The sequence below is a fragment of the Mesorhizobium sp. CA5 genome (genome assembly GCF_020165105.1).
Lineage (GTDB): Bacteria > Pseudomonadota > Alphaproteobacteria > Rhizobiales > Rhizobiaceae > Mesorhizobium.
Genome location: NZ_JAIUHJ010000035.1, coordinates 1 through 22,641, shown reverse-complemented (window position 1 = coordinate 22,641; position 22,641 = coordinate 1). Strand labels below are relative to the sequence as shown.

General features: G+C 63.4%; 26 protein-coding genes. 11 read left to right on the top strand and 15 right to left on the bottom strand.

Annotation, left to right across the window (positions count from 1 at the left end; translation table 11 throughout):
- Nucleotides 1-2 precede the first annotated feature (2 nt).
- The 8 genes from LB529_RS28270 to LB529_RS28235 form a co-directional block, all read right to left on the bottom strand.
- Entirely contained in the window at nt 3-1,079 is a 1,077-nt protein-coding gene (locus tag LB529_RS28270; RefSeq protein WP_224602243.1) for a 5-(carboxyamino)imidazole ribonucleotide synthase, read from the bottom strand.
- A complete protein-coding gene (gene purE, locus LB529_RS28265) occupies nt 1,076-1,573 on the bottom strand; it encodes a 5-(carboxyamino)imidazole ribonucleotide mutase (protein ID WP_140841567.1) in 498 nt (165 codons plus the stop codon). Before purE ends, LB529_RS28270 begins: the two co-directional genes overlap by 4 nt.
- A 78-nt stretch (nt 1,574-1,651) precedes the next feature.
- Entirely contained in the window at nt 1,652-2,857 is a 1,206-nt protein-coding gene (locus tag LB529_RS28260) for an aminotransferase class V-fold PLP-dependent enzyme (RefSeq protein ID WP_224712915.1), read from the bottom strand.
- Between the two features lie 19 nt (nt 2,858-2,876).
- Nucleotides 2,877-3,338, bottom strand: a complete 462-nt coding sequence (locus tag LB529_RS28255; protein WP_140841559.1) for a RidA family protein — start codon at nt 3,336-3,338, stop codon at nt 2,877-2,879.
- Nucleotides 3,339-3,375: 37 nt separating this feature from the next.
- Entirely contained in the window at nt 3,376-4,167 is a 792-nt protein-coding gene (locus tag LB529_RS28250; RefSeq protein WP_224545559.1) for an amino acid ABC transporter ATP-binding protein, read from the bottom strand.
- 3 nt (nt 4,168-4,170) lie between these two features.
- On the bottom strand, nt 4,171-4,821 hold the full coding sequence (locus LB529_RS28245) for an amino acid ABC transporter permease (RefSeq protein WP_140841555.1): 651 nt from the start codon (nt 4,819-4,821) through the stop codon (nt 4,171-4,173).
- A gap of 1 nt (nt 4,822) precedes the next feature.
- The gene (locus LB529_RS28240) at nt 4,823-5,488 is read right to left on the bottom strand and encodes an amino acid ABC transporter permease (RefSeq protein WP_140841553.1); all 666 of its coding nucleotides are present in this window, start codon (nt 5,486-5,488) and stop codon (nt 4,823-4,825) included.
- A 117-nt stretch (nt 5,489-5,605) separates the two neighbouring features.
- Entirely contained in the window at nt 5,606-6,436 is an 831-nt protein-coding gene (locus LB529_RS28235; protein ID WP_210200001.1) for a transporter substrate-binding domain-containing protein, read from the bottom strand.
- A gap of 164 nt (nt 6,437-6,600) precedes the next feature.
- Here LB529_RS28235 and LB529_RS28230 point away from each other — a divergent pair, with 164 nt between their 5' ends.
- Nucleotides 6,601-7,401 (top strand): IclR family transcriptional regulator, encoded by an 801-nt coding sequence (locus tag LB529_RS28230; RefSeq protein ID WP_224633409.1) that lies wholly within the window; start codon nt 6,601-6,603, stop codon nt 7,399-7,401.
- An 18-nt stretch (nt 7,402-7,419) separates the two neighbouring features.
- On the opposite strand, the gene LB529_RS28225 is transcribed toward LB529_RS28230, so the two are convergent.
- Nucleotides 7,420-7,623: a YdcH family protein gene (locus LB529_RS28225; RefSeq protein ID WP_040985243.1), complete on the bottom strand. Its 204-nt coding sequence runs from the start codon at nt 7,621-7,623 to the stop codon at nt 7,420-7,422.
- 239 nt (nt 7,624-7,862) lie between these two features.
- On the opposite strand from LB529_RS28225, the gene LB529_RS28220 reads away from it, so the two are divergent.
- The 5 genes from LB529_RS28220 (at nt 7,863) to LB529_RS28200 (ending at nt 11,916) form a co-directional block, all read left to right on the top strand.
- Nucleotides 7,863-8,042, top strand: a complete 180-nt coding sequence (locus LB529_RS28220; RefSeq protein ID WP_042641511.1) for a YdcH family protein — start codon at nt 7,863-7,865, stop codon at nt 8,040-8,042.
- Nucleotides 8,043-8,282: 240 nt separating this feature from the next.
- Nucleotides 8,283-9,533: a flavodoxin-dependent (E)-4-hydroxy-3-methylbut-2-enyl-diphosphate synthase gene (gene ispG, locus LB529_RS28215; protein ID WP_224712914.1), complete on the top strand. Its 1,251-nt coding sequence runs from the start codon at nt 8,283-8,285 to the stop codon at nt 9,531-9,533.
- 4 nt (nt 9,534-9,537) lie between these two features.
- Nucleotides 9,538-10,398: a lytic transglycosylase domain-containing protein gene (locus LB529_RS28210; protein WP_224602251.1), complete on the top strand. Its 861-nt coding sequence runs from the start codon at nt 9,538-9,540 to the stop codon at nt 10,396-10,398.
- On the top strand, nt 10,395-10,697 hold the full coding sequence (locus tag LB529_RS28205) for a phosphotransferase-like protein (RefSeq protein WP_224712913.1): 303 nt from the start codon (nt 10,395-10,397) through the stop codon (nt 10,695-10,697). Before LB529_RS28210 ends, LB529_RS28205 begins: the two co-directional genes overlap by 4 nt.
- A gap of 82 nt (nt 10,698-10,779) precedes the next feature.
- Nucleotides 10,780-11,916 (top strand): sterol desaturase family protein, encoded by a 1,137-nt coding sequence (locus LB529_RS28200; protein WP_224602255.1) that lies wholly within the window; start codon nt 10,780-10,782, stop codon nt 11,914-11,916.
- A gap of 228 nt (nt 11,917-12,144) precedes the next feature.
- Here LB529_RS28200 and LB529_RS28195 read toward each other — a convergent pair whose 3' ends face one another.
- The 3 genes from LB529_RS28195 to LB529_RS28185 all read right to left on the bottom strand — a co-directional run bounded on the left by LB529_RS28195 (nt 12,145) and on the right by LB529_RS28185 (nt 15,219).
- Nucleotides 12,145-14,478 carry a response regulator gene (locus LB529_RS28195; protein WP_224627826.1) on the bottom strand — a complete coding sequence of 778 codons (2,334 nt, stop codon included), beginning with the start codon at nt 14,476-14,478 and terminating at the stop codon, nt 12,145-12,147.
- A 184-nt stretch (nt 14,479-14,662) separates the two neighbouring features.
- Nucleotides 14,663-14,881: a hypothetical protein gene (locus LB529_RS28190; RefSeq protein ID WP_224545566.1), complete on the bottom strand. Its 219-nt coding sequence runs from the start codon at nt 14,879-14,881 to the stop codon at nt 14,663-14,665.
- A 14-nt stretch (nt 14,882-14,895) separates the two neighbouring features.
- Entirely contained in the window at nt 14,896-15,219 is a 324-nt protein-coding gene (locus LB529_RS28185) for a hypothetical protein (RefSeq protein ID WP_224545567.1), read from the bottom strand.
- Between the two features lie 95 nt (nt 15,220-15,314).
- Here LB529_RS28185 and LB529_RS28180 point away from each other — a divergent pair, with 95 nt between their 5' ends.
- Nucleotides 15,315-17,318, top strand: coding sequence for a PAS domain-containing sensor histidine kinase (locus LB529_RS28180; RefSeq protein ID WP_224712912.1), 2,004 nt, complete (start codon nt 15,315-15,317; stop codon nt 17,316-17,318).
- Here LB529_RS28180 and LB529_RS28175 read toward each other — a convergent pair.
- Entirely contained in the window at nt 17,309-17,908 is a 600-nt protein-coding gene (locus LB529_RS28175) for an HXXEE domain-containing protein (RefSeq protein ID WP_224712911.1), read from the bottom strand. The two genes, LB529_RS28180 and LB529_RS28175, sit on opposite strands and share 10 nt — an antisense overlap.
- Before the next feature lie 244 nt (nt 17,909-18,152).
- Here LB529_RS28175 and LB529_RS28170 point away from each other — a divergent pair, with 244 nt between their 5' ends.
- Nucleotides 18,153-19,127 carry an alpha/beta fold hydrolase gene (locus LB529_RS28170; RefSeq protein ID WP_224712910.1) on the top strand — a complete coding sequence of 325 codons (975 nt, stop codon included), beginning with the start codon at nt 18,153-18,155 and terminating at the stop codon, nt 19,125-19,127.
- 76 nt (nt 19,128-19,203) lie between these two features.
- Here LB529_RS28170 and LB529_RS28165 read toward each other — a convergent pair whose 3' ends face one another.
- Nucleotides 19,204-19,422: a tautomerase family protein gene (locus tag LB529_RS28165; RefSeq protein WP_095767338.1), complete on the bottom strand. Its 219-nt coding sequence runs from the start codon at nt 19,420-19,422 to the stop codon at nt 19,204-19,206.
- Nucleotides 19,423-19,636: 214 nt separating this feature from the next.
- Nucleotides 19,637-20,554 (bottom strand): polyprenyl synthetase family protein, encoded by a 918-nt coding sequence (locus tag LB529_RS28160; RefSeq protein WP_411962591.1) that lies wholly within the window; start codon nt 20,552-20,554, stop codon nt 19,637-19,639.
- 76 nt (nt 20,555-20,630) lie between these two features.
- On the opposite strand from LB529_RS28160, the gene LB529_RS28155 reads away from it, so the two are divergent.
- The 3 genes from LB529_RS28155 (at nt 20,631) to LB529_RS28145 (ending at nt 22,497) form a co-directional block, all read left to right on the top strand.
- Nucleotides 20,631-21,389 carry a transglycosylase domain-containing protein gene (locus LB529_RS28155; protein ID WP_140841523.1) on the top strand — a complete coding sequence of 253 codons (759 nt, stop codon included), beginning with the start codon at nt 20,631-20,633 and terminating at the stop codon, nt 21,387-21,389.
- Between the two features lie 294 nt (nt 21,390-21,683).
- Nucleotides 21,684-21,866, top strand: coding sequence for a 50S ribosomal protein L32 (rpmF, locus tag LB529_RS28150; RefSeq protein WP_006203806.1), 183 nt, complete (start codon nt 21,684-21,686; stop codon nt 21,864-21,866).
- A 229-nt stretch (nt 21,867-22,095) separates the two neighbouring features.
- A complete protein-coding gene (locus LB529_RS28145; protein ID WP_140545089.1) occupies nt 22,096-22,497 on the top strand; it encodes a hypothetical protein in 402 nt (133 codons plus the stop codon).
- Nucleotides 22,498-22,641: the final 144 nt, after the last annotated feature.

Sequence of the window (22,641 nt, the reverse complement as noted above, 5' to 3'; positions counted from 1 at the left end):
CGTTATTGCGACCTGATGAGACGAGTGAAATGGCCCATCTTGCGGCCGGGGCGCGACTCGGCCTTGCCGTAGAGATGCAACATCAGGTCGGGCTCAGCCACCAGCGCCGGCACTTTCAGCATGTCGTCGCCGATCAGGTTTTCCATCACGCAGTCAAAATGCCGGGCGGGCGAACCCAGCGGCAGGCCGGCGACGGCGCGGATATGCTGCTCGAACTGCGAGACGACGCAGGCGGCCTCGGTCCAGTGGCCGGAATTGTGCACGCGCGGTGCCAGTTCATTGGCCAGAAGCGCGCCGTCGGCCAGCACGAAGAACTCGACGCCGATGACGCCGACATAGCCGAGCGCGGAAAGGATTTTCGCGGCTGCCTCCTTGGCGGCGGCTTCCGTCCCCGGACGAATGGCCGCCGGCAAAGTGGAGCTGCGCAATATGCCTTCGCGGTGGACGTTTTCGGCCGGATCGAAGACGGCGACCGAGCCGTCCAGCCCACGCGCGGCGATCACCGAAATCTCGCGCTCGAAGGCGACCAGCGATTCCAGGATCAGCGGCACATTGCCCATCGCCTCGCAGGTGCCGGCAAAGCCGCCGGTCTGCATATTGCGGAAGACGCGCTGGCCCTTGCCGTCATAGCCCATGCGGCGGGTCTTCAGCACGCCGCTGCCGTTGAACGTTTTGATGGCCTCGGTCAGTTGATCGTCATTGTCGACCGGACAGAACTCCGCCGTCGGGATGCCGATGCCGTTGAGAAAGCTCTTTTCGGTGAGGCGGTCCTGCGCGACTTCGAGCGCGCGGGCCGGCGGATAGACGGGGACCGTTGCAGCCAGCGTTTGCGCCGCGGCGACCGGGACGTTCTCGAATTCGTAAGTGACGACGGCGCTGGCGCTGGCCAGATCGGCGAGCGCCGCCGGATCGTCATAGGCGGCGACGATCTGTCGGTTGGCGACCTGCGCGGCCGGGCAGTCGGCCTGCGGTTCCAGCACAACGACACGGTAGCCGAGCCGCGCCGCAGCCATCGCCAGCATACGGCCAAGCTGGCCGCCGCCGATGATGCCGATGGTCGATCCGGGCGCCAGACTCACGGCGTGTCCGTCGGCTCGGCGGCGACCTTGGCGGTCTGCGCCGCGCGCCAGGCGTCGAGCCGGGCAGCGAGCTTATCGTCGTTCAGCGCCAGCACCGCCGCTGCGAGAAGCGCTGCATTGGCGGCGCCCGCCTTGCCGATCGCCAAAGTGCCGACCGGGATGCCGGCCGGCATCTGCACGATGGAGAGCAGCGAGTCCTGGCCCGAAAGCGCCTTGGATTCCACCGGAACGCCGAAGACGGGCAGCGGCGTCATCGCCGCCGTCATGCCGGGCAGATGCGCCGCTCCGCCGGCGCCGGCGATGATCACCTTGTAGCCGGCCGCCTTGGCGCCCTTGGCGAATTCATAGAGGCGGTCGGGGGTACGGTGCGCAGAGACGATCAGCCGCTTGTGCGGGATACCCAGCGCCTCCAGCGTTTCCGCCGCCTGGCGCATCGTCGCCCAGTCGGACTGGCTGCCCATGATGATGGCGACGTCGGCACGCTGATCGGTCAAGGCTTCGCTCCCGGCGGCAAAGGCGCGCCTTAGCGGAATTCGCCGACAGCCGCAAGGATGTGGCGAATGCGCACCGAGCTAGTCCGGCCAACGCAAAGAGCCCGAAGAGTCCTTGCGCGCGATTTTCATCGCATCGGCCGGACGCTCCTTGGCCGTCAACACGGCGCGCAGCTGCTCGGCGACGATCTCCGCCTCGCCGGGATGCAAATTGCAGGGGTCGAGGAAGAAGTGGCCGCGCTCGACCTCGTGGTTGCGGACGATCACCGGCGGCGAGCCGGCGGCCAAAGCGGAAGCCAGGCCGGCGGCGGTGAAGCGGCTTTCCGGACGCACGAACACCTGCAGGCGGTCGAGAGGATTGTTCGTCGGGTCGGGAATGATCTCAGCGCCGATGCCGGGAATGCCTTGAAGTGAATCCTTCCACAGATTGAGCGCCGCCTCCTCGCGCCGGCGGATGCCGGCATGGTCGCGTTTCTCCCAGGCGTCGAGCGCCGCCATGGTACCGGCAATGCTTTCCTTGCCGACCTTCATGGCGCGCGCAACGCCGCGGTTCTGCAGATAAGCGGCGCGTACCAGGTCCTTGCGGCCGGTGACGATGCCGCTGGTCGGGCCCGAAAGGAATTTGTGGCCGCTATAAACGACGATGTCGGCCCCGCGCGCCAGGAAGCTGCGCAGGTCATATTCGGACGCGGCGTCAACGATCACTGGAATGTTCTTGGCATGGCAAATCTCGCAGAATTCCTCCAGCGAGAGCATGCCGTATTGCACCGTATGGTGGGCAACGACGTAGAGAGCCGCCGCCGTGCGCTCATTGATCGCTTCGCGCACGTGATAGTCCTGGGTGACGCTGACGGTGCCCGCCGGAATGACCTTGGCGCCGGCGACGCGGAACGACTGGTCGATGGGCGCGCCATAGTTGACGATGTGGCCGAGCTGGATGACGACCTCGGACTTCAGCCCTTCGGTGTCGTCCGGCAGGCGTTCGATCGCGAGAAGATTGGTGCCTGTCATTGCGCCGGCGATGGCCATGGTGATGCCCGAGGCGCAGCAGGCGGTGATGAAGCCGGCCTCGCCGCCGGTGAGGCGTGCGACCACCGCGCTCGCGGCGCGCTGCAAATCGTCCATCTCCACCCATTGCGAGGCGATCTCGGCCATGGCGCTGATCGCTTCGGGAACGATGATCGAGGCACCCAGCGCCGTCATCGTGCCCGAGACATTGATGATTGGCCTCAAGCCCAGCCGCTCGCGGATGGTGGTGTTGGAGCCGGCGTCGGAATAGGTCTTCATGTGAGTGGACTCCGTTAAGTCAGGCGGCGATCTCCACGACCGCTTCGATTTCGACAGTGATGTTTCGCGGCAGCGAGCCGACGCCGATGGCCGAGCGAGCATGGCCGCCAAGCTTGTCGAAAACATCGGCGAAGAGATCCGAGCAGCCGTTGACCACTTTGGGGTGGTCGCTGAAGGTCGGTGTGGCATTGACGAAGCCGAGCAGCTTGACGACGCGCACGATGCGGCCGAGATCGCCCGCCGCGGCATGCATGACGGCGAGCAGATTGAGGCCGGTGAGGCGGGCATGCTCATAGGCCTGATCCACGGTCACGTCATCGCCGACCTTGCCGGTGCAAAGCGTGCCGTCGGCACGCAGCGGCCCCTGTCCCGAAAGAAAGATCAGCCGGCCGCTCTCGGCATGGGTGACGAAATTGGCGATGGGCGTCGGCGGCTCCGGCAACGTAAGGCCAAGCTCGGCGAGCCGTATGTAAGGCGACATGGAAGGGTACTCCCTGGATGGCCGAGGCCATCCGCTTTCAGAAATGCGAGGCGCGGAAACGCGCCAGAAATGCGCGGAGGCGCTCGTTGGTCGTTTCCGCCGCGAGCACTTCTTTCGGCGGACCGACGGCCGAGACACCGCCATCGGCCATGAAGACGATGCGGCTGGAGGCATCGCGGGCGAAGGCCATCTCGTGCGTGACCATCACCATGGTCATGCCGTCTTCGGCGAGGCTGCGGACCACCGCCAGCACCTCTCCGACGAGCTCCGGGTCGAGCGCCGAGGTGATCTCGTCGAGCAGCAGGATTTTGGGCTCCATGGCGACTGCGCGGGCAATGCCGACTCGCTGCTGCTGGCCACCCGAAAGTTCGGCGGGCAGGCTGTCTGCCTTGTGGGCGAGGCCGACGCGGCTCAGCCAATGCTCAGCGATCGAGCGCGCCTCCGTCTTGCTCTTGCCGCGCACCTTGGTCAGGCCGAGCATAATGTTGCCGGCGGCGGTCAGATGCGGGAAGAGGTTGAAGCTCTGGAACACCATGCCGGTCTCGGCGCGCATCGCGGCCAAATCGCGTTCGCTGCGCCGCTGGCGCGCGCCGCCGTCGCGAAAGCCGACCTCCTTGCCGTCGATGCGAATCGAGCCGCTGTCATAGCTTTCGAGGAAGTTGACGCAGCGCAGCAGCGTGGTCTTGCCGCTGCCCGAAGGGCCGATGATGGTCACCACCTCGCCCTTCGCCACCTGCAAGCTGACCGAGCGCAGCACACTGACCGAGCCGAAGGATTTCGAGACCTCGGCAATGTCGAGAAGCGCTGGGTTGTCGTTCGAACTGGCCATCACTTAATCCCGGATGAAAGCGAAGCGCCGTTCCAGCCGCCGGCTGGCATAGGAAAGCGCATAATTGACGGCGAAATAGATGAGAGCGCCGAGGATATAGAGCGGCATCGCCTCATAGGTGCGGCCGATGACCTGGTTGATCGCCTGCATCAGATCGGTGATGCCGAGCAGCGAAACCAGCGCACTGCCCTTCACGGCATCGGTGACGCCGTTGATCCAGGGCGGCAGGAAGCGGCGGAAAGCCTGCGGGAAGATCACCGAGGTGAGGCGCTGGCGGAAGGTGAGGCCGATCGCCATCGCCGCTTCCGACTGGCCTTTCGGGATCGAGGCGACGGCGCCGCGCAGATATTCGACGACCTGCGCCGTCTTGAACAAGGTCAGCGCCAGCACCGCCGCCCAGAAGGACTGAAGGTGCACGCCGACCGCGGGCAGGCCGTAATAGACGAAGAACATCAGCACGAGGATCGGGATGCCGCGGATGGTGTCCGAGAAGATGCGCACTGCCCAACGCAGCGGCGCTGGCCCATAGACCAGGCCGACGCCCAGCAGGACCCCTGCGACCAAGGACAGGACCACGACCAGCAGCGAGACCCATAAGGTCACGGCGAAGCCTTCGGCAAGGAACGGCAGGGCGTAGAGGATCTGGCTCAGCATCTCAGCGCGCCGCCCTGAATCGGCGTTCGACCAGCCGCAGCGCAAACAGCAAGGTGTAGCCGGTCACCAGATACATCGCCGTCGTCACCAGATAGACCTCGACGATGCGGAAGGTGTTGAAGTTGATCCACTGGGCGCCGTAGGTGAGCTCGGGGACCGAGATCACCGAGGCGATCGAGGTGTCCTTGAACAGGGAGATGAAGGTGTTGGACAGTGCCGGCAGCGTGATGCGCAGCATCGTCGGCAGGCGAACGTGGATCAGGCGCTGCCATGGAGTAAGGCCGATCGCCTTGCCGGCGTCGAGCTGACCGCGCGGCACCGCTTCCAGGCCTGAGCGGAACACCTCGACGAGATAGGCGCCGCTATAGACCGATAGCGTCAGGACAAACGAGGTAGGGGCGCTGTAGGCAAGGTCGACGACCGTCGGCAGGCCGTAGAAGACCAAATAGACCAGCAGGATCAGCGGTACGTTGCGGATGAATTCGACATAGGCGGCGATGATGGCGCGCACCACGCGTCCGGCCGAGACATACCAGACGGCCAGCACCAAGCCGATGACGATGCCGATGGCGATCGAGATCACGGCAAGCTCGAGGCTGAGCAGCAGGCCGCCCCATAGCTTGTCGAAATGCCGCCAGATCAGGTTGAAATTGAGCGTATAGCCCATGCGTCCGTCTCAATGGCCCGCGGTGAACATAGCATTCATCATTCGCATGGGCCGGTGTGAGGAGAACAGGCGGAAGAACGGTTGCCCCGCCCTTCCGCCGGTTGGTCGTGTGGCGCGTCAGATGACCGGGAAGCCCGGATGGCGCGGCGGCGGCTCCTGACCGAAATATTCCTTGAAGGCGGCATCGTAGAGCGCCGTCTCATGGCCGAACATGGCGATGGTGAAGGTCTGGTTGACGAAGGTCAGCCAGTCGAGGTCGCCTTGCCGGACCGCAGCGCCGTAAAGCATCGAGTACCAGCTCTTGCCGGCGTCGAAATACTTGTCGGGATTGCGCGAGGCGAGCCAGCGCACCGTCGACAGATCGACAGCGGCGGCATCGGCGCGCTTGGACTCCAACGCCTGCAGAACGTTCGCCTGGGTATCGATCTGCAGCACCTGCGCCTGCGGCAGGGCAAAATGCACCGAGCTTTCGGCGTCGACATTCTGCAGGATCGAGATGCGCGTGGCGGAACCGTTCGCCAGGAGCTTGTCGAAGGTCTTGTTCTCGGAGCCGGGCAAAGTCAGCAGCGCGACGCCTTCAACGTAATATGGCCGCGAGAAGTGGATCAGCTGCGAGCGCTGCGCCGTCATGGTCATGAACTGGATGGTGATGTCGACCTTGTTGGTCGTCACGTTCGGAATACGCTGCGCCGGATCCTGCATGACGAACTCGACCTTGGTCGGGTCGTCGAAGAGGCCCTTGGCAAGGATGCGGCCCATGGTGATGTCCATACCGACCAGCTCGCCGGCATCGTTTTCGAAATGCCACGGCGCGTTGGTGCTGCCGGTGCCGACGATCAGCTTGCCGCGATCGAGCGCAGTGCGCAGGACGCTGTCGGACGCGGCTTGCGCCGCGGCCTTCTCGGCGCTGATGGCGGTGAGCGCGCCGGCGGTGGCCAGGCCCGCCATTCCCAGTTTCAGAAAATCACGTCTGCCGGATGTGTCGTTCACGGCGACCTCCTTTGATGGTGTGTTCCCCAATGCAGCAGAGATACCCGTCGCAATCAGCGATTGTCTCTTACAAGAGACGTGTGTATCCTGTACAAGACAGATACTAGCACTAGGAATCGACAATGCAAGAGAGTGAAACGCTGACCGAGTGGCCAAGCGACGGTGCGGATGAAGAGCGGCCGGCGGGCTCGCGCGAGAAGGGGCTCAACAGGGCCTTGAACATCCTGGAATTCCTGCACGCCAACCAGCGTGCGATCGGCATCGGCGACCTGGCCAAAGGGCTCAATGCGCCGCGCTCGACGACCTATACACTGGTGCGCGAGCTGGTCGAAGCCGGGCTGCTGGAAATGGCTGGCGACGGCAACCGCGTCTATTTCGGCAAGAAGCTCTATCTCTATGGAATGGCTTATATGCGCGGCAACGACCTGCTCAGGCGCGGCCGCCAGGAGGTCGACACGCTGTCGCGCGAGACCGGCGAGACCTCCGAGCTCTGCATGCTGCAGAGCGGCCGCTACACGATCGTCCATTCGAGCCCGGGCACCAGGCCGTTCCGCATCAGTTCGGCCACCGGCCTGCAGATTCCGCTGCCTTGGACTGCTTCCGGCCGGCTACTGCTTGCCGGCCTCGACCGCGGCGGGATCGAAGCGATGGTCACGCGAGACGACCTCGTGCTGCCGGACGGCCGCAAGCTCGAACTCGATGATTTCATCGACGATATCGCGCGGGCGCGCGTCACCGGCTATTGCGTCACGTCAGGCCTGGTCGATGCATACACCAAATGCCTTGCGGCGCCGGTGTTCTCTGCGCCAGGCAAGGTCGAAGCGACCATGTGCCTTGTGGTGCCGATCGACACGTCCGAAGAACGGACCGGCGAACTTCTCGCGCTGCTGCGCGAACGCGCGGCACGGCTATCGATCTCTTGACGGCGCGGGGCGATCCGCTCAGGCAATGATGTCGGGAATGATGCGGTCTTCCAGCGCCGACAGCCGGTCCTTCAGCATCAGCTTCTTCTTCTTCATGCGCTGGATCTGAAGCGGGTCGCAGCCGGTGGCGATCATCGCGTTGATGGCGGCGTCGAAATCGGCGTGTTCTTGTTTGAGCCGGGAATATTCGAGGCGTATTTCAGCCTGTTCCTGTTCGGACATTATCTACCGTCTGCGTATGCATCGCCCAATCGGGCTGTTTGGGCGGGGCCGTGACTTGCGGGTTTGTGACCGGCGCGCAGCCCTTACCACATTTCACTTTGTCGTGGAATGCTACCACGTGGCATTCGACATCGAGATCGGTTGGTGGCAAACTGTCATGGTGCCGTCACAGTCGCAACCTGCGGTGGAGGCTCCTGCGACGGCTGCAATCGAGGAAACCATGAAAGGGAGAACCATTCATGTCTCTTGCATCCCATCTTGATGAGTTGCAGCGGAAACACGGTGACATCGAGCGCGAGCTCACCGATGCGATGAACCATCCGTCGGTCGACGACCTCGAAATCGTGAATCTCAAGCGGCGCAAGCTGGCAATCAAGGACGAGATTGAAAAGCTGAAAGCTAGTCCGACGACACACTGAAGCTCTTCCAGGCACCATCATCGCAACCCGCCGCGGTGAATTTCCGGTGGCAAGAAATGCCACCGGGCCGGTGCTTTTAACTGAAATCGACGGAAAGCTCGGCCGCAAATCTTGCGGTCGGTCGGGTTATTATTTTTCGCACGGCTCTAGCCGATTTGCAGGCTGGCCCGTCGCTTGCCATTGACAAGCCATCTTTGCTCCGCCACCTCATGCCGGAACTCCCAAATGAAGGCGGCCGGCATGACCGGATATTTTTCTTCTCCCTTCCCGCGTCGCCGGTCGGTCGGCGTACCGGTCGGCGGCGTGATGGTCGGCGGCGGCGCGCCGGTCGTCGTGCAATCGATGACCAACACCGATACCGCCGATGTCGACCAGACCGTCGCCCAGGTCGCGGCGCTGCATCGTGCCGGCTCCGAGATCGTGCGCATCACGGTCGACCGCGACGAGAGCGCGGCGGCGGTTCCGCGCATCCATGAGCGGCTGTTGCGGCTCGGCATCGATGTGCCGCTGGTCGGCGACTTCCACTATATCGGGCACAAGCTGCTCGCCGATCATCCGGCCTGCGCCGAAGCGCTGGCCAAATACCGCATCAATCCGGGCAATGTCGGCTTCAAGGACAAGAAGGACCGCCAGTTCGCCGCGATCGTCGAGATGGCGATCAGATATGACAAACCGGTACGCATCGGCGTCAATTGGGGATCGCTCGACCAGGAGCTTTTGACCCGGCTGATGGACGACAACCAGGCGAAGGGCTCGCCGCTCACCGCGCAGGAAGTCACGCGCGAGGCGATCGTACAGTCGGCGATCCTGTCGGCCGAGATGGCGGAAGAGATCGGGCTTGGCCGCGAAAAGATCATCCTGTCGGCCAAGGTCAGCGGTGTGCAGGACCTGATCGCCGTCTACACCGAGCTTGCCACCCGCTCCGATCATGCGCTGCATCTGGGCCTCACCGAAGCCGGCATGGGCACCAAGGGCATCGTCGCTTCTTCCGCCGCGATGGGCATCCTCTTGCAGCAGGGCATCGGCGACACGATCCGCATCTCGCTGACGCCGGAGCCGAATGGCGACCGCACGCGCGAGGTGCAGGTGTCGCAAGAACTTCTGCAGACCATGGGCTTCCGGCAGTTCGTGCCTATCGTCGCGGCCTGCCCCGGCTGCGGCCGCACCACATCCACCGTGTTCCAGGAACTTGCCCAGAGCATCCAGGCCGATATCCGCAAGAACATGCCGGTGTGGCGCGAGAAATATCCCGGCGTCGAGAACCTCAAGGTCGCGGTGATGGGCTGCATCGTCAATGGTCCCGGCGAATCCAAGCACGCCGATATCGGCATATCGCTGCCCGGCACCGGCGAGACGCCGACGGCGCCTGTCTTCATCGACGGCAAGAAGGCTGCTACGCTGCGCGGGCCCTCGATCGCGCAGGATTTCGAGAAGATGGTCGGCGACTATATCGAGCAGCGGTACGGACACGGCAAAGCCGCCGCGGAATGAACCGATGCGGCGTTTCCTAAAGGCAACGCTGCTCTTGTTTTTCGTGCTGATCCCGGCCGCCCAGGCATTCGCCGATCCGCCGCAGTCGAAGTCGGCCGCCAAGCGCCTGATTTCCCGCGTCTGCGATCTGATCGAGACCCAGGCCCAACAGAACGGCCTGCCCAAGGATTTCTTCGCCCGGCTGATCTGGAAGGAGAGCCGCTTCGATCCGGGCGCGGTGAGCCCGGTCGGCGCCGAAGGCATCGCGCAATTCATGCCGGGCACCGCGAAGATGCGCGGGCTCGCCGATCCCTTCGACATCGGGCAGGCCATCCCGGCCTCGGCGAAATATCTCGCCGAGATGAAGGTCAGCTATGGCAATCTCGGGCTCGCGGCCGCGGCCTACAATGCCGGCGAGAACCGCGTGTCGCGCTGGCTCGCCTCGGGCGGCTTCCTGCCGATGGAGACGGAAAGCTATGTCTTCGACGTCATGGGCGAGCCCGTCGACAAGTTCTCGGACAGGTCCTATGCCGGCACCGTCCAGCCGCTCGACCCGAAGATGAGCTTCGCGCTTGCCTGCCGCAGACTGCCGGTGATCATGTCGCGGACCGTCGCCATGGCCTCGATCAACGTCAAGCCGTGGGGCGTGCAGGTGGCGGGCAACTTCCGCCGCTCGGCGGCGATCGGCCAATGGCTGAGGGTCAAAAGCCGGTTCCCGGCCTTGCTCGCCAGCCGTGATCCGGTGGTGAGCCGGGTGCGCACGCCGATCGGCCGCCGCGGCATCTATGCGGTCAGGATCGGCGCCGACTCGCGTGGCGAGGCCAACGGCATCTGCACCAAGCTGCAAAGCGTCGGCGGCGCCTGCGTGGTGTTGCGCAATCGGTGACGCAACGCCAGGACAGGGGGCCGCAAGAGGTGCTCGAAACGCGCGAAAGCCGGCGTGCAGACCGACTGCCCGGACTTGCACGCTGGCAATTCGAACGCGTGCACCGAGGTGTCGCCTACGACCTTGAGCTCGACACCAGCCGGCTGATGCCGTCCGAATGTGCCCGCCTCATCCAGCAGCGATTTAATTGTAGCGACCTGCATTCCTTGCGGTGGCTCGATCTTCCGGTCGTCAACAACGCCGATAGCCAATTGCTAATATTGCGAGGAGAATCCGCTTGCCAGGGCGGTGGCGGTTAAATCTTAATGTGCTTCGCCATAGTAAGAGCGGGTTCAGTATTTCCAGGGCGCATTTTATTCGTGACCACATAGGGGGAGCATCATGCCGGGGGCGAATTTCCTTAAAAGGGTTATCGGCGAACTCGAGACGCCGCGCACCAAGCGGCCGTTCGGGTCCGGCTGGCTGTCCGGCTCGATCGCATTGCTTGCGGGCATCACCGCCCTCTTGATGGTCATCGTGTTGCGCTATCCATCGCTGACCTCGATGCCGGACCTGGCTCCGATCCACCAGATGCTGTTCTTCAAGCCGGTCCTCTATTTCGTGCTTATCTCCGGCTACATTCTGGCCATTCTGAGCATGATGCTGCGCAGGGAAAAGACACTTGGCGTGGCGGCGATGGTCACCGTGCTGTTGGCCTCGCTCATCGGCATGCTGCCGGTGCGTCACGAGTTGCGGATCGAGGGGGTGTTCTTCGGTCTCGACTTCTTCATCCTGAACGCCCTGTTCATGGGGGTTTTGTTCGTTCCGCTCGAGCGCATTTTTGCCCGCAACAAGGGCCAGACCGTGTTCCGCGACGAATGGCGCGAGGACCTGTTCTACTATTTGGTCTCGTCGCTGCTGGTGCAAATATTGACCTACCTGACGCTCGCGCCGTCCAATTTCGTCAATGCGCAAGGCGGTCTGGGGTCGGTGCGCGCCTGGGTCCACGATCTGCCTTGGATCGTGCAGCTGCTGGCGGTGATGTTCCTGACCGATCTCGCCCAATATTGGGTGCACCGCGCCTTCCATCGCATCCCATTCCTGTGGAATTTCCACGCCGTGCATCATTCAGCCAAGTCGATGGACTGGATCGCCGGCGCGCGGATGCATTTCCTGGAAATCATCGTGCTGCGCAGCCTGACGGCGACGCCGATGTTCGTGTTGGGCTTCGATGAATCGGCGATCCAGACCTATATCCTGATCGTCTACGTCTATTCGTCCTTCATCCATTCCAACATCGGAACGAGCTTCGGTCCGGCGGAAAAGGTGCTGGTGTCACCGCGCTTCCATCATTGGCATCACGGCCTCGAGAAAGAGGCGATCGACGTCAACTTCGCCATCCATTTCCCGCTACTCGACCGGCTATTCGGCACCTACCATCTGCCCGAGGGACGGTGGCCGAAGGGCTATGGCATTCACGGCCATCCGGTGCCGAAAGGCTATTGGCGGCAATTCCTGTATCCGTTCCGGCGGGGCTGAAGGCTCGAAAAGAGCTGGTTCAGAGTCGGCGGGACAGCGCCCCCTCTGTCCTGCCGGACATCTCCCCCACAAGGGGGGAGATTTGGCCGCCACGTTTGCTTTCGCCAATCTCCAACGGACGGGCGAAGCGCCGGAACTGCCGATCTCCCCCCTCGTGGGGGAGATGCCCGGCAGGGCAGAGGGGGGCGCGAAGGAACTCGGCGGTGGCCGCCAGAGGCAACCTGACGCTTAAGCCGTCTTCGCCGCCACGGTCTCGCTGAGCCAGGTGCCGATCTTGGCGCCGAGGCGGTCGGGCGAGACCGGCTTCGGCAGATAGTCGTCCATGCCTGCCTCGATGCATTTTTCACGGTCGCCCTTGAGCGCATGCGCGGTGACGCCGATGATCGGCGTGTGATCGCCGTTCTGCTCTTCGATGGCGCGGATGGCGCGCGTCGCCTCATAACCGTTCATCTCCGGCATGGAGACGTCCATCAGCACCAGGCGCGGGCGCAGCGAGCGGTACATCTCGACAGCCGTCCGACCATTGCCGGCAATGCGGTAGCTGAGACCGAAACCGTTGAGGATCTGGCCGAAGACCAGCTGATTCACGTCATTGTCCTCGGCGATCAGGATATCGATCGGGCCGCTCGGCGCTGCCGTCGATTCCGGCGCCGCCGGCACGGACACCGACGGGCCGCGGATGACGGTGAAGGCCGGCGGGGCCGCCTGGGCCGCGACCGGCTCGCGCACGAAATGCGCCTTGGCGCCTTGCGTGCGCGCCTTCTGGATGGCGGCAATCACGGTGCCCAGCAGCACCGCCGAACGCGCCGGCTTGGTAAGATGCGCGACGATGCCGAAATCGATCACCATGCGGCCGAAATCGACCTGGTCTACCGAGGTGAGCAGCACGACGGGGATGGAAGAGAGGCGGCTGTCGGCGGCGATGGCTCTGGCGACATCGGCGCCGTTCATGCCGGGCATCTGGTAATCGAGGATGATGCAGTCGACCGAGGCGCCGAGCTGGCAGGCGCGGTCGAGGAAAGCGAGGCCGACCGCGCCGCTTTCGGCGGCCGCGCAGTCGAAGCTCCAGCTTCTGAGCTGCTCCAGCAGGATCTCGCGGTTGACCGGATTGTCGTCGATGACCAGCACACGGGCGCCGGTGACGTCGACCGGCACCAGCTCGTCACGCGCCTGCTGGCTATGCGCCGGCAGCGGCACGGCGAACCAGAACACGGAGCCGCGGCCGATCTCGCTTTCGACGCCGATCTTGCCGCCCATCAGGTCGACAAGCCGGGCGCCGATCGCAAGGCCAAGGCCGGTGCCTTCATGGCGGCGGGTCGAGGAGCCGTCGACCTGGGCAAATTTCTCGAACACGCTTTGCAGTTTTTCGGCCGGGATGCCGATGCCGGTGTCCTCGACGCGGACCTTGAGCTGGACCACACCGTCGACGACATCGCCGCCGACATCGATCAGGACATGGCCCTTCTCGGTGAATTTCACTGCGTTGCCGAGCAGGTTGGTGACGATCTGGCGGAAGCGCCCGGCATCGCCAACGACGAAGGCCGGCAGGCGCGGGTCGACGCGCACGATGAGCTCGAGGTTCTTTTCGGCAACGCGCGCCGACACCAGCGTCGCCACATCCTCGACCGCCTCCGCGAGGCGGAAAGGGGCGGGGTCGAGCGTCAGCTGGCCGGCATTGATCTTCGAGAAATCGAGGATGTCGTTGATGATGGTGAGCAGCGCGTTGCCGGATTTGACGATGACGTCGGTGAAGGTCTTTTGGCGCGGCGTCAGCTCGGTCTTGGCAAGCAACTCGGCCATGCCGAGAACGCCGTTCATCGGCGTGCGGATCTCATGGCTCATATTGGCGAGGAATTCGGATTTGGCGCGGTCGGCGGCCTCGGCCTTGAACAAAGATGCGGCGGTCTCGGCGAAGGCGCGGCGGATCGCATTCTCCATCGGCCGGAAGATCAGAAACGCCGCGATGGCGAGCACAGCGAACAGCAGGCCGCTCGCCCACAGGAGCAGCCGGTCGCTGGAAGCATCGGCGAGGCGGCGCTCCTCGTCGAGCGCGGTGCGCACCTTCACCAGCATCGGCTGGGCGAAAAGGTCATTCTGGTTACGGATCTCGCGGTAGCTCCACTCGTCGACCTTCTGGGCGACTGCCATCAAGTTGAAGTTGCGCACCATATCGCGCGCCGACCAGAACAGGTCGTCATTGACCGAAGCGGTGTCCAGCGCGTTGACGGTGTTGTTCGACAGGCGCGGCCTGATCGCGGCAAGCTGGGCGTTCAGGATCCCGATCTCGCCCATCAGGCGTTCGGAATGGCCGCGCGCGGCGGTCGCCAACGCATCGCGCGTCTCGCTGCGCCAGGCGGTGCCGGTGGTCTCGGCGAAATTGGTGGCGTTGCGCAGGTCGCGGGCGAAGATGACGAAATTGCCGCTGAGAGCATCGACCTCGTGGCGGTACGAATTCACACGGTTGAGCGCGAACATGACGGCGGCCGAGGCCAGCGCGAAGACAAGCAATCCCGAAATGTAGCGGATCCGGATCGACCGGAGGAAGGAAGAATATTCCGGCATGCGCAACCCCAACACATACGCACAATTTTAATGGTCGGGATTACGCTTGATTTACATTAAGATTTCGTTGGAGGGAGGGTCCTTGTCGCAGCTTTTGATGCAGGGGCGACGTATCGCTGTCCGCGACAGACAGGCCTAGCGCACTGGACCTCCGGACAGCGCTTTGAAACCGGACGGCAGATCGTCAATCCGTCGTATCGGAGAGGATACGGTTTCCCTTGCGCAGCGTGATCCGCCGTCGAGGATGCTCGTCCCTTGCGGCTTGAAAAATGGCGCGGGCAAGCTGGGCTGTAACGGCGCGTGCGAGAACCCGTTCGATGACCTCATGGCTGTCGGCGTGCCAGAGTTCGATACGATAGGGCAGCGCTTCGGCCGAACGGGAAGAGTTGGCGCTCCGTGTCATAGACAGGCCCCTGCCTAATTCGCCGGACCGTTCCATCTTGAAACGAAATTGTTCTTGTGCCGCAAGGTGACGTAGCGGTCCGGGTGCTCACGCGTCGCTGCGTAATAGGCAGCGTAGCCGATGCTGGCATTTGCCGTGACGGCGAGGACTTGTTCGACACCGTTCTTGGCGGCGTTCCACAACTCGACCCTATACGGGAGTTCGTCATGCTCGGCAGAGCCGAGTTCGTGAGAGACGGGATTTTCCTCGTCATCTCCAGGCTCGTTTTCCGGAGCAAAGCTGTACAAATAACCTGGGTTTCTGAGATTGGCTGCGAGAGCGGATGAATATGTCGCCATTGATCCAAGCTCGTTGCTATGCAGGATAGGCACGCTTATGTTGCAGACGCGTCACCGGACGAACTGCCTGATGCGAGCGTAATGCGGGTTCGACAATGCCACTGACCACAGCCGACGCGCAACACCTTTCCGACAGCCGGCGCCTTGAACTCTTCATCGACGCTGTCGCCGACTACGCGATCTACACCCTCGATGCAGATGGCCTCATCACCAGCTGGAATGCCGGCGCCGAGAAGATAAAGGGCTACGCGGCTTCGGAAGTCCTGGGGCAGCATTTTTCCCGATTTTTCACAGTCGAAGATCAGGCGAATGGGGTTCCGAGCAGGATGCTTGCCGCGGCAAAGGCGGAGGGAAGATACGAGGCCGAAGGATGGCGGGTGCGCAAGGACGGAACCAGGTTCTGGTCGAGCGGCCTTGTCCAACGGGTACTGGACCGCAACGGCGTTCTTTTGGGTTACGCGAAGATCACGCGAGACATCACGGAGCGCGTCGCCGCGCATGAATCGCTGCTGCAGAGCGAGCGGCGCTTCCGCATCCTTGTCGACGGCGTGACCGACTATGCCATCTACATGCTCGATCCAAGCGGCGTGGTCACCAATTGGAACGCCGGCGCCGAGCGGCTGAAAGGCTACGCTGCCGAGGAAATCGTGGGCCAGCATTTTTCCAAATTCTATACTCGCGAAGAACGCGCAAAAGGCACACCGCTCCGCGTCCTTGAAGCAGCCGTGCAGAACGGGCGATATGAAGGCGAGGGTTGGCGCGTACGCAAGGATGGCAGCCGTTTCTGGGCATCGGTTGTCGTTACCCCGATCCATAACGACGCAGGCCGACTCGAAGGATTCGCCAAGGTCACGCGCGACATCACCGAACGCCGTGCGGCGCACGAAGCTTTGCGCCAAAGCGAGCGCCAGTTCCGCCTTCTGGTGAGCGGCGTGACCGACTATGCGCTCTTCATGCTTGACCCCAACGGGCTGGTGACCAGTTGGAACGCCGGCGCGGAGCGCATCAAGGGCTATGCGGCCGAAGAAATCATCGGTCAGCACTTCTCACGTTTTTACACCGAGCACGACCGTGCCGCGGGTTTACCTGGCCGCGCGCTCTATACGGCAACACGGGATGGACGCTTCGAGACCGAGGGCCATCGCGTCCGTAAGGACGGGACGCTGTTCTGGGCGAATGTCGTGATCGATCCGATCCGCGACGAGCGAGGAGAGCTGATCGGTTTCGCCAAGATTACGCGCGACATCACCGACCGACGCGACGCTGAGATCGCACTCCGGCAGGCGCAAGCGCAACGCGTTCATACGCAGAAAATGGATGCGCTCGGCCAACTGACCGGCAGCATCGTGCATGATTTCAACAATCTCCTGACGGTGGTCGAAAGCTTTGTTCGATTGGGGAAGAAAGTCGGCGCCGATCCCGAAATGAAGCGGGCGACCGAATCCGTGGAACTTGCACTCCAGCGCGGCGCCGCATTGACACGCCAGTTGCTGGCCTTCTCGCGCAAGCAGGCTGCCCGCGCCGAGGTCGTCTCGCTGGCAGAGCGCGTGGAAGCCGTCCGCGCAATGATAGCGGGCTCCATGCGCAAATCGGTGAAATTGGTCGCCGCTGTCGGACCCGAAACCTGGCCAGTCAAGGTCGACCCCGGCGAACTGGAGCTTGGTCTCGTCAACATTGCCTTCAACGCGCGGGACGCCATGCCAGACGGTGGCCTGGTAACGATAACGGCGGAGAACGTGCTGCTGTCGAGCGAGGATAACGCAGCCGGCCTGCAAGGTGAATTCGTCGCGTTGCGGGTGACCGACACAGGCATCGGCATTGCGGCAGACGTGCTTCCGCAGGTTTTCGAACCGTTCTTCACGACCAAAGGGCCCGAGAAGGGTACAGGTCTCGGCCTCGCCCAGGTCTACGGCTTGGCGCAGCAGTCCGGCGGCGCGGTCACAATTGAAAGCGAAGTCGGCAAGGGCACGACGGTGACGATCTATCTGCCCCGGGCCGATATGGCAGTCGCCGCGCAGAGCGCCGAGCCGGAACAGCCAGCCAGCGCGAATGTGGTGCCGTTGAGGACAAAGGGCCGTTTTGCCGATGATCAAGATTGATGACGTCGCCGCCGATGCTGTGAGGTGACGACGAGAGAGCGGTATCGGGCGGCCACGACCGCAATGATCGCCAGGTGAAGCAGGATCGCGAGAGCTGCGCCGATCAATTGCGGGACAAGACCTCCCGTCCGGCCGATCATCCAGATCGTGACGACGCTCAGTGGCAAAAACAAAATGACGCTAGTGACGAGGCCGGGATTGTATTTGCCGAGCCGCGCCGATGTGACGAGGTGCGCGAGCGCGTTCACGATCATGACATACGGGGCAACCAGGCCCCAGGCGGGTCCCCACAGGAATGCCGCATAAAGAGCCAGCAGGTTGATACCCCAGACAAACGGCAGGTTGATGACGAGAACCGAGGCGACGGTAAGGGCGTCACGGCCGCCGAAAACATTTTCGTTCGCGAATTTGCGGAATCGGTCGCCGGCGTGCTCTTCGACCTGGTGGACCATGTAAAACGGGCTGTGCAGGAAGATCAGGAACACCGGCAGCGGAAGCGATAAGACCGGCGCGGCCGCTATGAGCGATGCTGCCATGAACCCTGCACCGATGACCCAATAATCGGCCAGCCAGGCTTGCAGCTTAAGCATTGGTTCCCCGCCTCCTCAGTCAGCGATCCTGCACGAATGGACGCGCATCGCCAGAACTATTCAAGTGGGTGGACGCCGTGGCGCTACGTGACCATGTCGGATATTGACTGCCGCGACCGCCCCTGAGACAGTCAATGGAAGATGCGCGCCTCCAAAACTTGGCACCCCGCTGGCTCGGCCACCCGTTGCGGCGTCTGGCCTTTCGCCATTGATCAGAGGTGGAACGCGAGCATGAGAAGCGGCCGTGAGCGAACCTATACAGCGGATAGTTGAGACCAACGGCATCCGCCTCAATGTCGCGGAGCAGGGCGAAGGGCCGGTGGTGCTTTTGTGCCATGGCTTCCCTGAATCCTGGTATTCCTGGCGGCATCAGCTGGGCGCGCTCGCAGCGGCGGGCTTCCGTGCCGTCGCCCCCGACATGCGGGGCTACGGCAAGAGCGACCGGCCGGAAGCGATCGACCAATACACGCTCTTTCATCTGGTCGGCGACATGGTGGGTCTTCTCGACGCCCTCGAGGTCCCCAGTGCCGTCATCGTCGGCCACGACTGGGGTGCGGTGGTGGCCTGGCATGCCGCGCTGCTACGGCCGGACCGCTTCCATGCCGTCGTCGGCCTCAGCGTGCCGTTCCGGCCGCGCGGCAATGCGCGTCCGACCAGCCTCATGCCGCGAACGCCGGAGTCCCAGTTCTACCAGCTCTATTTCCAGCAACCCGGCATTGCCGAGGCGGAGCTGGAACGAGACCCGCGGGCCACGGTGCGCGCCATGCTTTACGCGGTGTCGGGAGACGCTTCGGATGGCGGCGCCAGAATTGCCATGGTCCCGCACGGCGGAGGGCTCCTGCAAGCCGCCGAGGTTCCTGCAAGTCTGCCGCACTGGCTCAGCGAAAGCGACAGCGATTTCTACGCCGGCGAGTTCCAGCGCACCGGCTTTGCCGGAGGTCTCAACTGGTACCGCAACATCGACCGGAACTGGGAACTGATGGCGCCCTTTGCCGGCGCGCGGATCAAGGTTCCCGCTCTCTACGCAGCGGGCGACCGTGACCTTGTGGTCGCCTTCCCCGGCATGGATCAACTGTTGGCCAATCTCAGGAACTTCGTCCCGCAAATCCGCGATACGCTGATGCTGCCCGGCTGCGGGCATTGGACTCAGCAGGAGCGCCCGGACGAGGTCAACGCCGCGATGATCGATTTCCTGCGGAGCTTGCCGAACCGGGGCTGATCCAAGGGAAAGCGAGTGTCGGCTCCGACACGGAAAGTTGGGCGTGCCGCTCGGCAAGCGACTCGCCCGGTTCAAGTCAGGCACTATCCTCGGCCCGGTAGGCGTCGGGAAGAATGAAGACCTCGTCGGCGCGGCCATAACCTCCGTCGGGAACTTCCTCGATCAGCACCATGGTGTGGGGGCGTACACCTTCGCCGAAATAGTCGACGAACATCTGCGTGGTCTTGTGGACGAGGTCTTCCTTTTGCGCCTTTGTGAGGGCGGCCTCGGGCATCTTGAAGTTGGCAAAGGGCATTTCCAGGTTCCTTCCGGTGGATTTCACGGCTCTGGATGGAGGGCCGGGGAGGCGTCAGCGACCGGACCGATGATGTCCGTTCGTTGTCCTGGAGCGGATATAGACTGCTGCGGATGCCGGATAATCACCCGGCCATCGACAGCAGTATTCGAACATAGCGAACAATCGGAGCTGTTGTCGGCTTCCGCAATGGGGGCGCCCGCCGCGCCGCAGTTCAGCTGTTGCGCGTCGCCACGAAGGTCGCCGCTTGCTTGAGCAGCTCAGCCCGCTCGCCATAGGGCTCAAGCAGCGCATGCGCCTGGTCGATGAGGCCGTGGAGCTGACCGCGCGCCCAGTCTGGTCCGTGCAGTGCTGCGAGCGTCGCCTTGCCGGCGGCCGCATCCTTGTTCGTCGCTTTGCCCATCTGCTTTGCGTCGGCGGTCAGGTCGAGCAGGTCGTCGGCGAGCTGGAAGGCAAGGCCGATCGCCGAGCCGAACTCCGCCAGCCGCTCGCGCTCGGCAGGAGGCGCGCCGGCGACGATCGCGCCGGCCTCGCAGGCGAAGCGGATCAGCGCGCCGGTCTTCATCGCCTGCAGCGTGATGATCCCCGCCTCGTCCGGCCGTTCGCGCTCCGCTTCCAGGTCCAGCATCTGGCCGCCGACCATGCCGCCGGCACCGGCCGCACGGGCAAGGGCGAGGACCAGGGTGGCGCGGCGCTCCGCCGCCAGCAACGTCGCGTCGTCGGCGACGACGTCGAAGGCCAAGGTCAGCAACGCGTCGCCGGCGAGGACCGCGGTCGCCTCGTCGAAGGCCCTGTGCACCGTCGGCTGGCCGCGCCTCAAATCGTCGTCGTCCATGGAAGGCAGGTCGTCATGGATGAGCGAGTAGCAATGCACGCATTCGAGCGCCGCGGCGACGCGCAGCGCCGCCTCGCTATCGGCCGAAAACAGCGCGGCACTTTCCATGACTAGAAATGGCCGCAGCCGCTTGCCGCCATTGAGCACGCCATGGCGCATGGCCGCCATCAGGCGCTCCGGCCGCACGATCTCACTGGTGAGCGGACGCGCGTCGAGGATCCGCCGCAGCTCGGTCTCGACCGCGGCGGCGCGCATGAAAAGCGCGGATTCGAAGGCGATCTGGTCGTCTTTGCCCATGGCCGGGACCGGTAGCCGACACTCAGACATTGCGCAAGCAGGCTCGCGCCTTTATGCCGGAGGAGGCGAGGCACGGGTGGACGGCTTGACGGAACCGATCGTCGACTATGAAAGCGAAGGGCTGGACATGGCGCGACGTCGGCGCCTGAACCGCGCCGGTCTCAAGCGGCTTGGTCGGCGTTGCCTGGTCGTGGCGCTCGTGCTGGCAGTCATACCGGTCGTGCTCACCTTCCTTTATCTGCCGTCTTTCGTGCATCCGGTCTCGACGCTAATGCTGAAGGACCTCGTGACTTTTTCCGGCTACGACCGGCGCTGGGTGTCGATCGACGACGTGGCGCCGGTGCTGGCGCATTCGGTGATCATGTCGGAGGACGGGCAGTTCTGCTTTCATCGCGGCGTCGATCTGGGCGAGTTGCGCGGCGTGGTCGACGACGCGCTGGCCGGCGAGGCGACGCGCGGCGCCTCCACCATCACCATGCAGACGGTGAAGAACCTTTTTCTGTGGTCGCGCCCATTGGGCAGCGTGCGCAAGGTGGTCGAGCTGCCCCTGGCCGTCTATTTCGACGCTGTGATGTCGAAGCGGCGGATCATGGAAATCTATCTCAACATCGCCGAATGGGGGCCGGGCATCTACGGCATCGAGGCCGCCGCCCGGCATCATTTCGGCGTCTCTGCCAAGCAATTGTCGCGCCGGCAGGCGGCGCTGCTTGCCGTCAGTCTGCCCAACCCGATCGCGCGCAATCCCGCCAGGCCGGGGCCGGGCCTGCGGCGGCTGGCCTCGCTGATCGAGCGGCGTGCGAGCAGGTCAGGCGCCTATGTCGGCTGCCTTGACTAGGTGCATCGATATTCAAGTGAGCCCGGCCTGCGAACGGCGGCTACCTGCGCTTCCGGTGCTCACGTACCTTAAGTACGCTCCGCTCCGGTTCTCGGTGGCCACCGTTCTCGGCTCGGCCTGACTTGAATCTCGACACACCTAGTTCCTGTCCTCCTGCGGCAAAAAAATTCGCGCCGGCGCTGGCCAAAACGGCGCAAGGCGTGTATAGGCACCCGACTTTCTCAGATTATGGCCTCGATGCGGCCCTTTCGCGAGGGTTGCCGGGGCATTTTGACCATGTAGTGGAGCATATCCATGGCCGTTCCAAAAAGAAAAACCTCTCCGTCGAAGCGCGGCATGCGCCGCTCGGCCGACGCGCTCAAGGCCCCGACCTATGTCGAGGACAAGAATTCCGGCGAAATGCGCCGCCCGCATCACATCGACCTGAAGACCGGCATGTATCGCGGCCGCCAGGTTCTTGAGCCGAAGGAAAGCTGAGAAGCTTCCGCGGTTCGTGACGTTTCAAAAGACCGGCCTCTGGCCGGTCTTTTTGCGTGCGGCCCTTGGCTGAGGGAGACCTGGGCCTCGCAGGCTGCAGAAAAGCCGGTCAACCGGCTGACATTGTTATTTCATTAGGTCTTAGAGCGTGTTCGCCGCCGCCGGCGAAAAGCCTTGACGGCGCGCCTGCCGCGGATTTTACAAAAGGGGTGCCCATGGAGTCGCCCAGATGTTCGGTGCCATCCCGCTGCTGATCGTGCCCTTCGTCCTCTACAATCTCGGTCTGCTGGGATTGTTCGGCGGCGGCGACGATCCTTGGACGACTGAGATGTTCTCTTTCCGCATGATGTCGGGCGGCGTGTTCTCGATGACGCTCGGTGGCCTGATGGTGCTGATCGGGCTGATCTTCCTGTTCGTCGAGATATCGAAATCGGTGCGCACCACCAATGCCTCGATCCTCGATCACCTTTTGTCGACGCTGGTCTTCATCGCCTTCCTGGTCGAATTCCTGCTGGTGAAGGGCGCGGCCCACTCCGTCTTCTTCACGCTGATGGTCATCGCGCTGTTCGACGTGCTGGCCGGCTTCTCGGTGTCGATGCGGTCGGCCAGCCGGGATATCAATTTGAACTGACGCATAGAATTTTTAATTTGCATGACTTCGCGATTGGCGAAGCACATTGATCGCGTCGTCATTCTATGGCGGAGCAAGGAGCGAAGCGACGCGCGCAGACCCTAGAATCCTGTGTGTTGGTTCTGGTGTATGGTTGAAGTGGGA

What these genes read in the sequence shown, in the direction of transcription:
- LB529_RS28225 (WP_040985243.1), bottom strand. Translation starts at nt 7,623, where the DNA reads ATGTCCGAACAGGAACAGGCTGAAATACGCCTCGAATATTCCCGGCTC.
- LB529_RS28165 (WP_095767338.1), bottom strand. Translation starts at nt 19,422, where the DNA reads ATGCCCTTTGCCAACTTCAAGATGCCCGAGGCCGCCCTCACAAAGGCG.
- LB529_RS28190 (WP_224545566.1), bottom strand. Translation starts at nt 14,881, where the DNA reads ATGACACGGAGCGCCAACTCTTCCCGTTCGGCCGAAGCGCTGCCCTAT.
- LB529_RS28220 (WP_042641511.1), top strand. Translation starts at nt 7,863, where the DNA reads ATGTCTCTTGCATCCCATCTTGATGAGTTGCAGCGGAAACACGGTGAC.
- LB529_RS28250 (WP_224545559.1), bottom strand. Translation starts at nt 4,167, where the DNA reads ATGGCCAGTTCGAACGACAACCCAGCGCTTCTCGACATTGCCGAGGTC.
- LB529_RS28255 (WP_140841559.1), bottom strand. Translation starts at nt 3,338, where the DNA reads ATGTCGCCTTACATACGGCTCGCCGAGCTTGGCCTTACGTTGCCGGAG.
- LB529_RS28160 (WP_411962591.1), bottom strand. Translation starts at nt 20,554, where the DNA reads ATGGGCAAAGACGACCAGATCGCCTTCGAATCCGCGCTTTTCATGCGC.
- LB529_RS28245 (WP_140841555.1), bottom strand. Translation starts at nt 4,821, where the DNA reads ATGCTGAGCCAGATCCTCTACGCCCTGCCGTTCCTTGCCGAAGGCTTC.
- LB529_RS28175 (WP_224712911.1), bottom strand. Translation starts at nt 17,908, where the DNA reads ATGCTTAAGCTGCAAGCCTGGCTGGCCGATTATTGGGTCATCGGTGCA.
- LB529_RS28145 (WP_140545089.1), top strand. Translation starts at nt 22,096, where the DNA reads ATGTTCGGTGCCATCCCGCTGCTGATCGTGCCCTTCGTCCTCTACAAT.
- rpmF (WP_006203806.1), top strand. Translation starts at nt 21,684, where the DNA reads ATGGCCGTTCCAAAAAGAAAAACCTCTCCGTCGAAGCGCGGCATGCGC.
- LB529_RS28240 (WP_140841553.1), bottom strand. Translation starts at nt 5,488, where the DNA reads ATGGGCTATACGCTCAATTTCAACCTGATCTGGCGGCATTTCGACAAG.
- LB529_RS28200 (WP_224602255.1), top strand. Translation starts at nt 10,780, where the DNA reads ATGCCGGGGGCGAATTTCCTTAAAAGGGTTATCGGCGAACTCGAGACG.
- LB529_RS28195 (WP_224627826.1), bottom strand. Translation starts at nt 14,478, where the DNA reads ATGCCGGAATATTCTTCCTTCCTCCGGTCGATCCGGATCCGCTACATT.
- LB529_RS28210 (WP_224602251.1), top strand. Translation starts at nt 9,538, where the DNA reads ATGCGGCGTTTCCTAAAGGCAACGCTGCTCTTGTTTTTCGTGCTGATC.
- ispG (WP_224712914.1), top strand. Translation starts at nt 8,283, where the DNA reads ATGACCGGATATTTTTCTTCTCCCTTCCCGCGTCGCCGGTCGGTCGGC.
- LB529_RS28260 (WP_224712915.1), bottom strand. Translation starts at nt 2,857, where the DNA reads ATGAAGACCTATTCCGACGCCGGCTCCAACACCACCATCCGCGAGCGG.
- LB529_RS28180 (WP_224712912.1), top strand. Translation starts at nt 15,315, where the DNA reads ATGCCACTGACCACAGCCGACGCGCAACACCTTTCCGACAGCCGGCGC.
- LB529_RS28185 (WP_224545567.1), bottom strand. Translation starts at nt 15,219, where the DNA reads ATGGCGACATATTCATCCGCTCTCGCAGCCAATCTCAGAAACCCAGGT.
- LB529_RS28230 (WP_224633409.1), top strand. Translation starts at nt 6,601, where the DNA reads ATGCAAGAGAGTGAAACGCTGACCGAGTGGCCAAGCGACGGTGCGGAT.
- LB529_RS28235 (WP_210200001.1), bottom strand. Translation starts at nt 6,436, where the DNA reads ATGGCGGGCCTGGCCACCGCCGGCGCGCTCACCGCCATCAGCGCCGAG.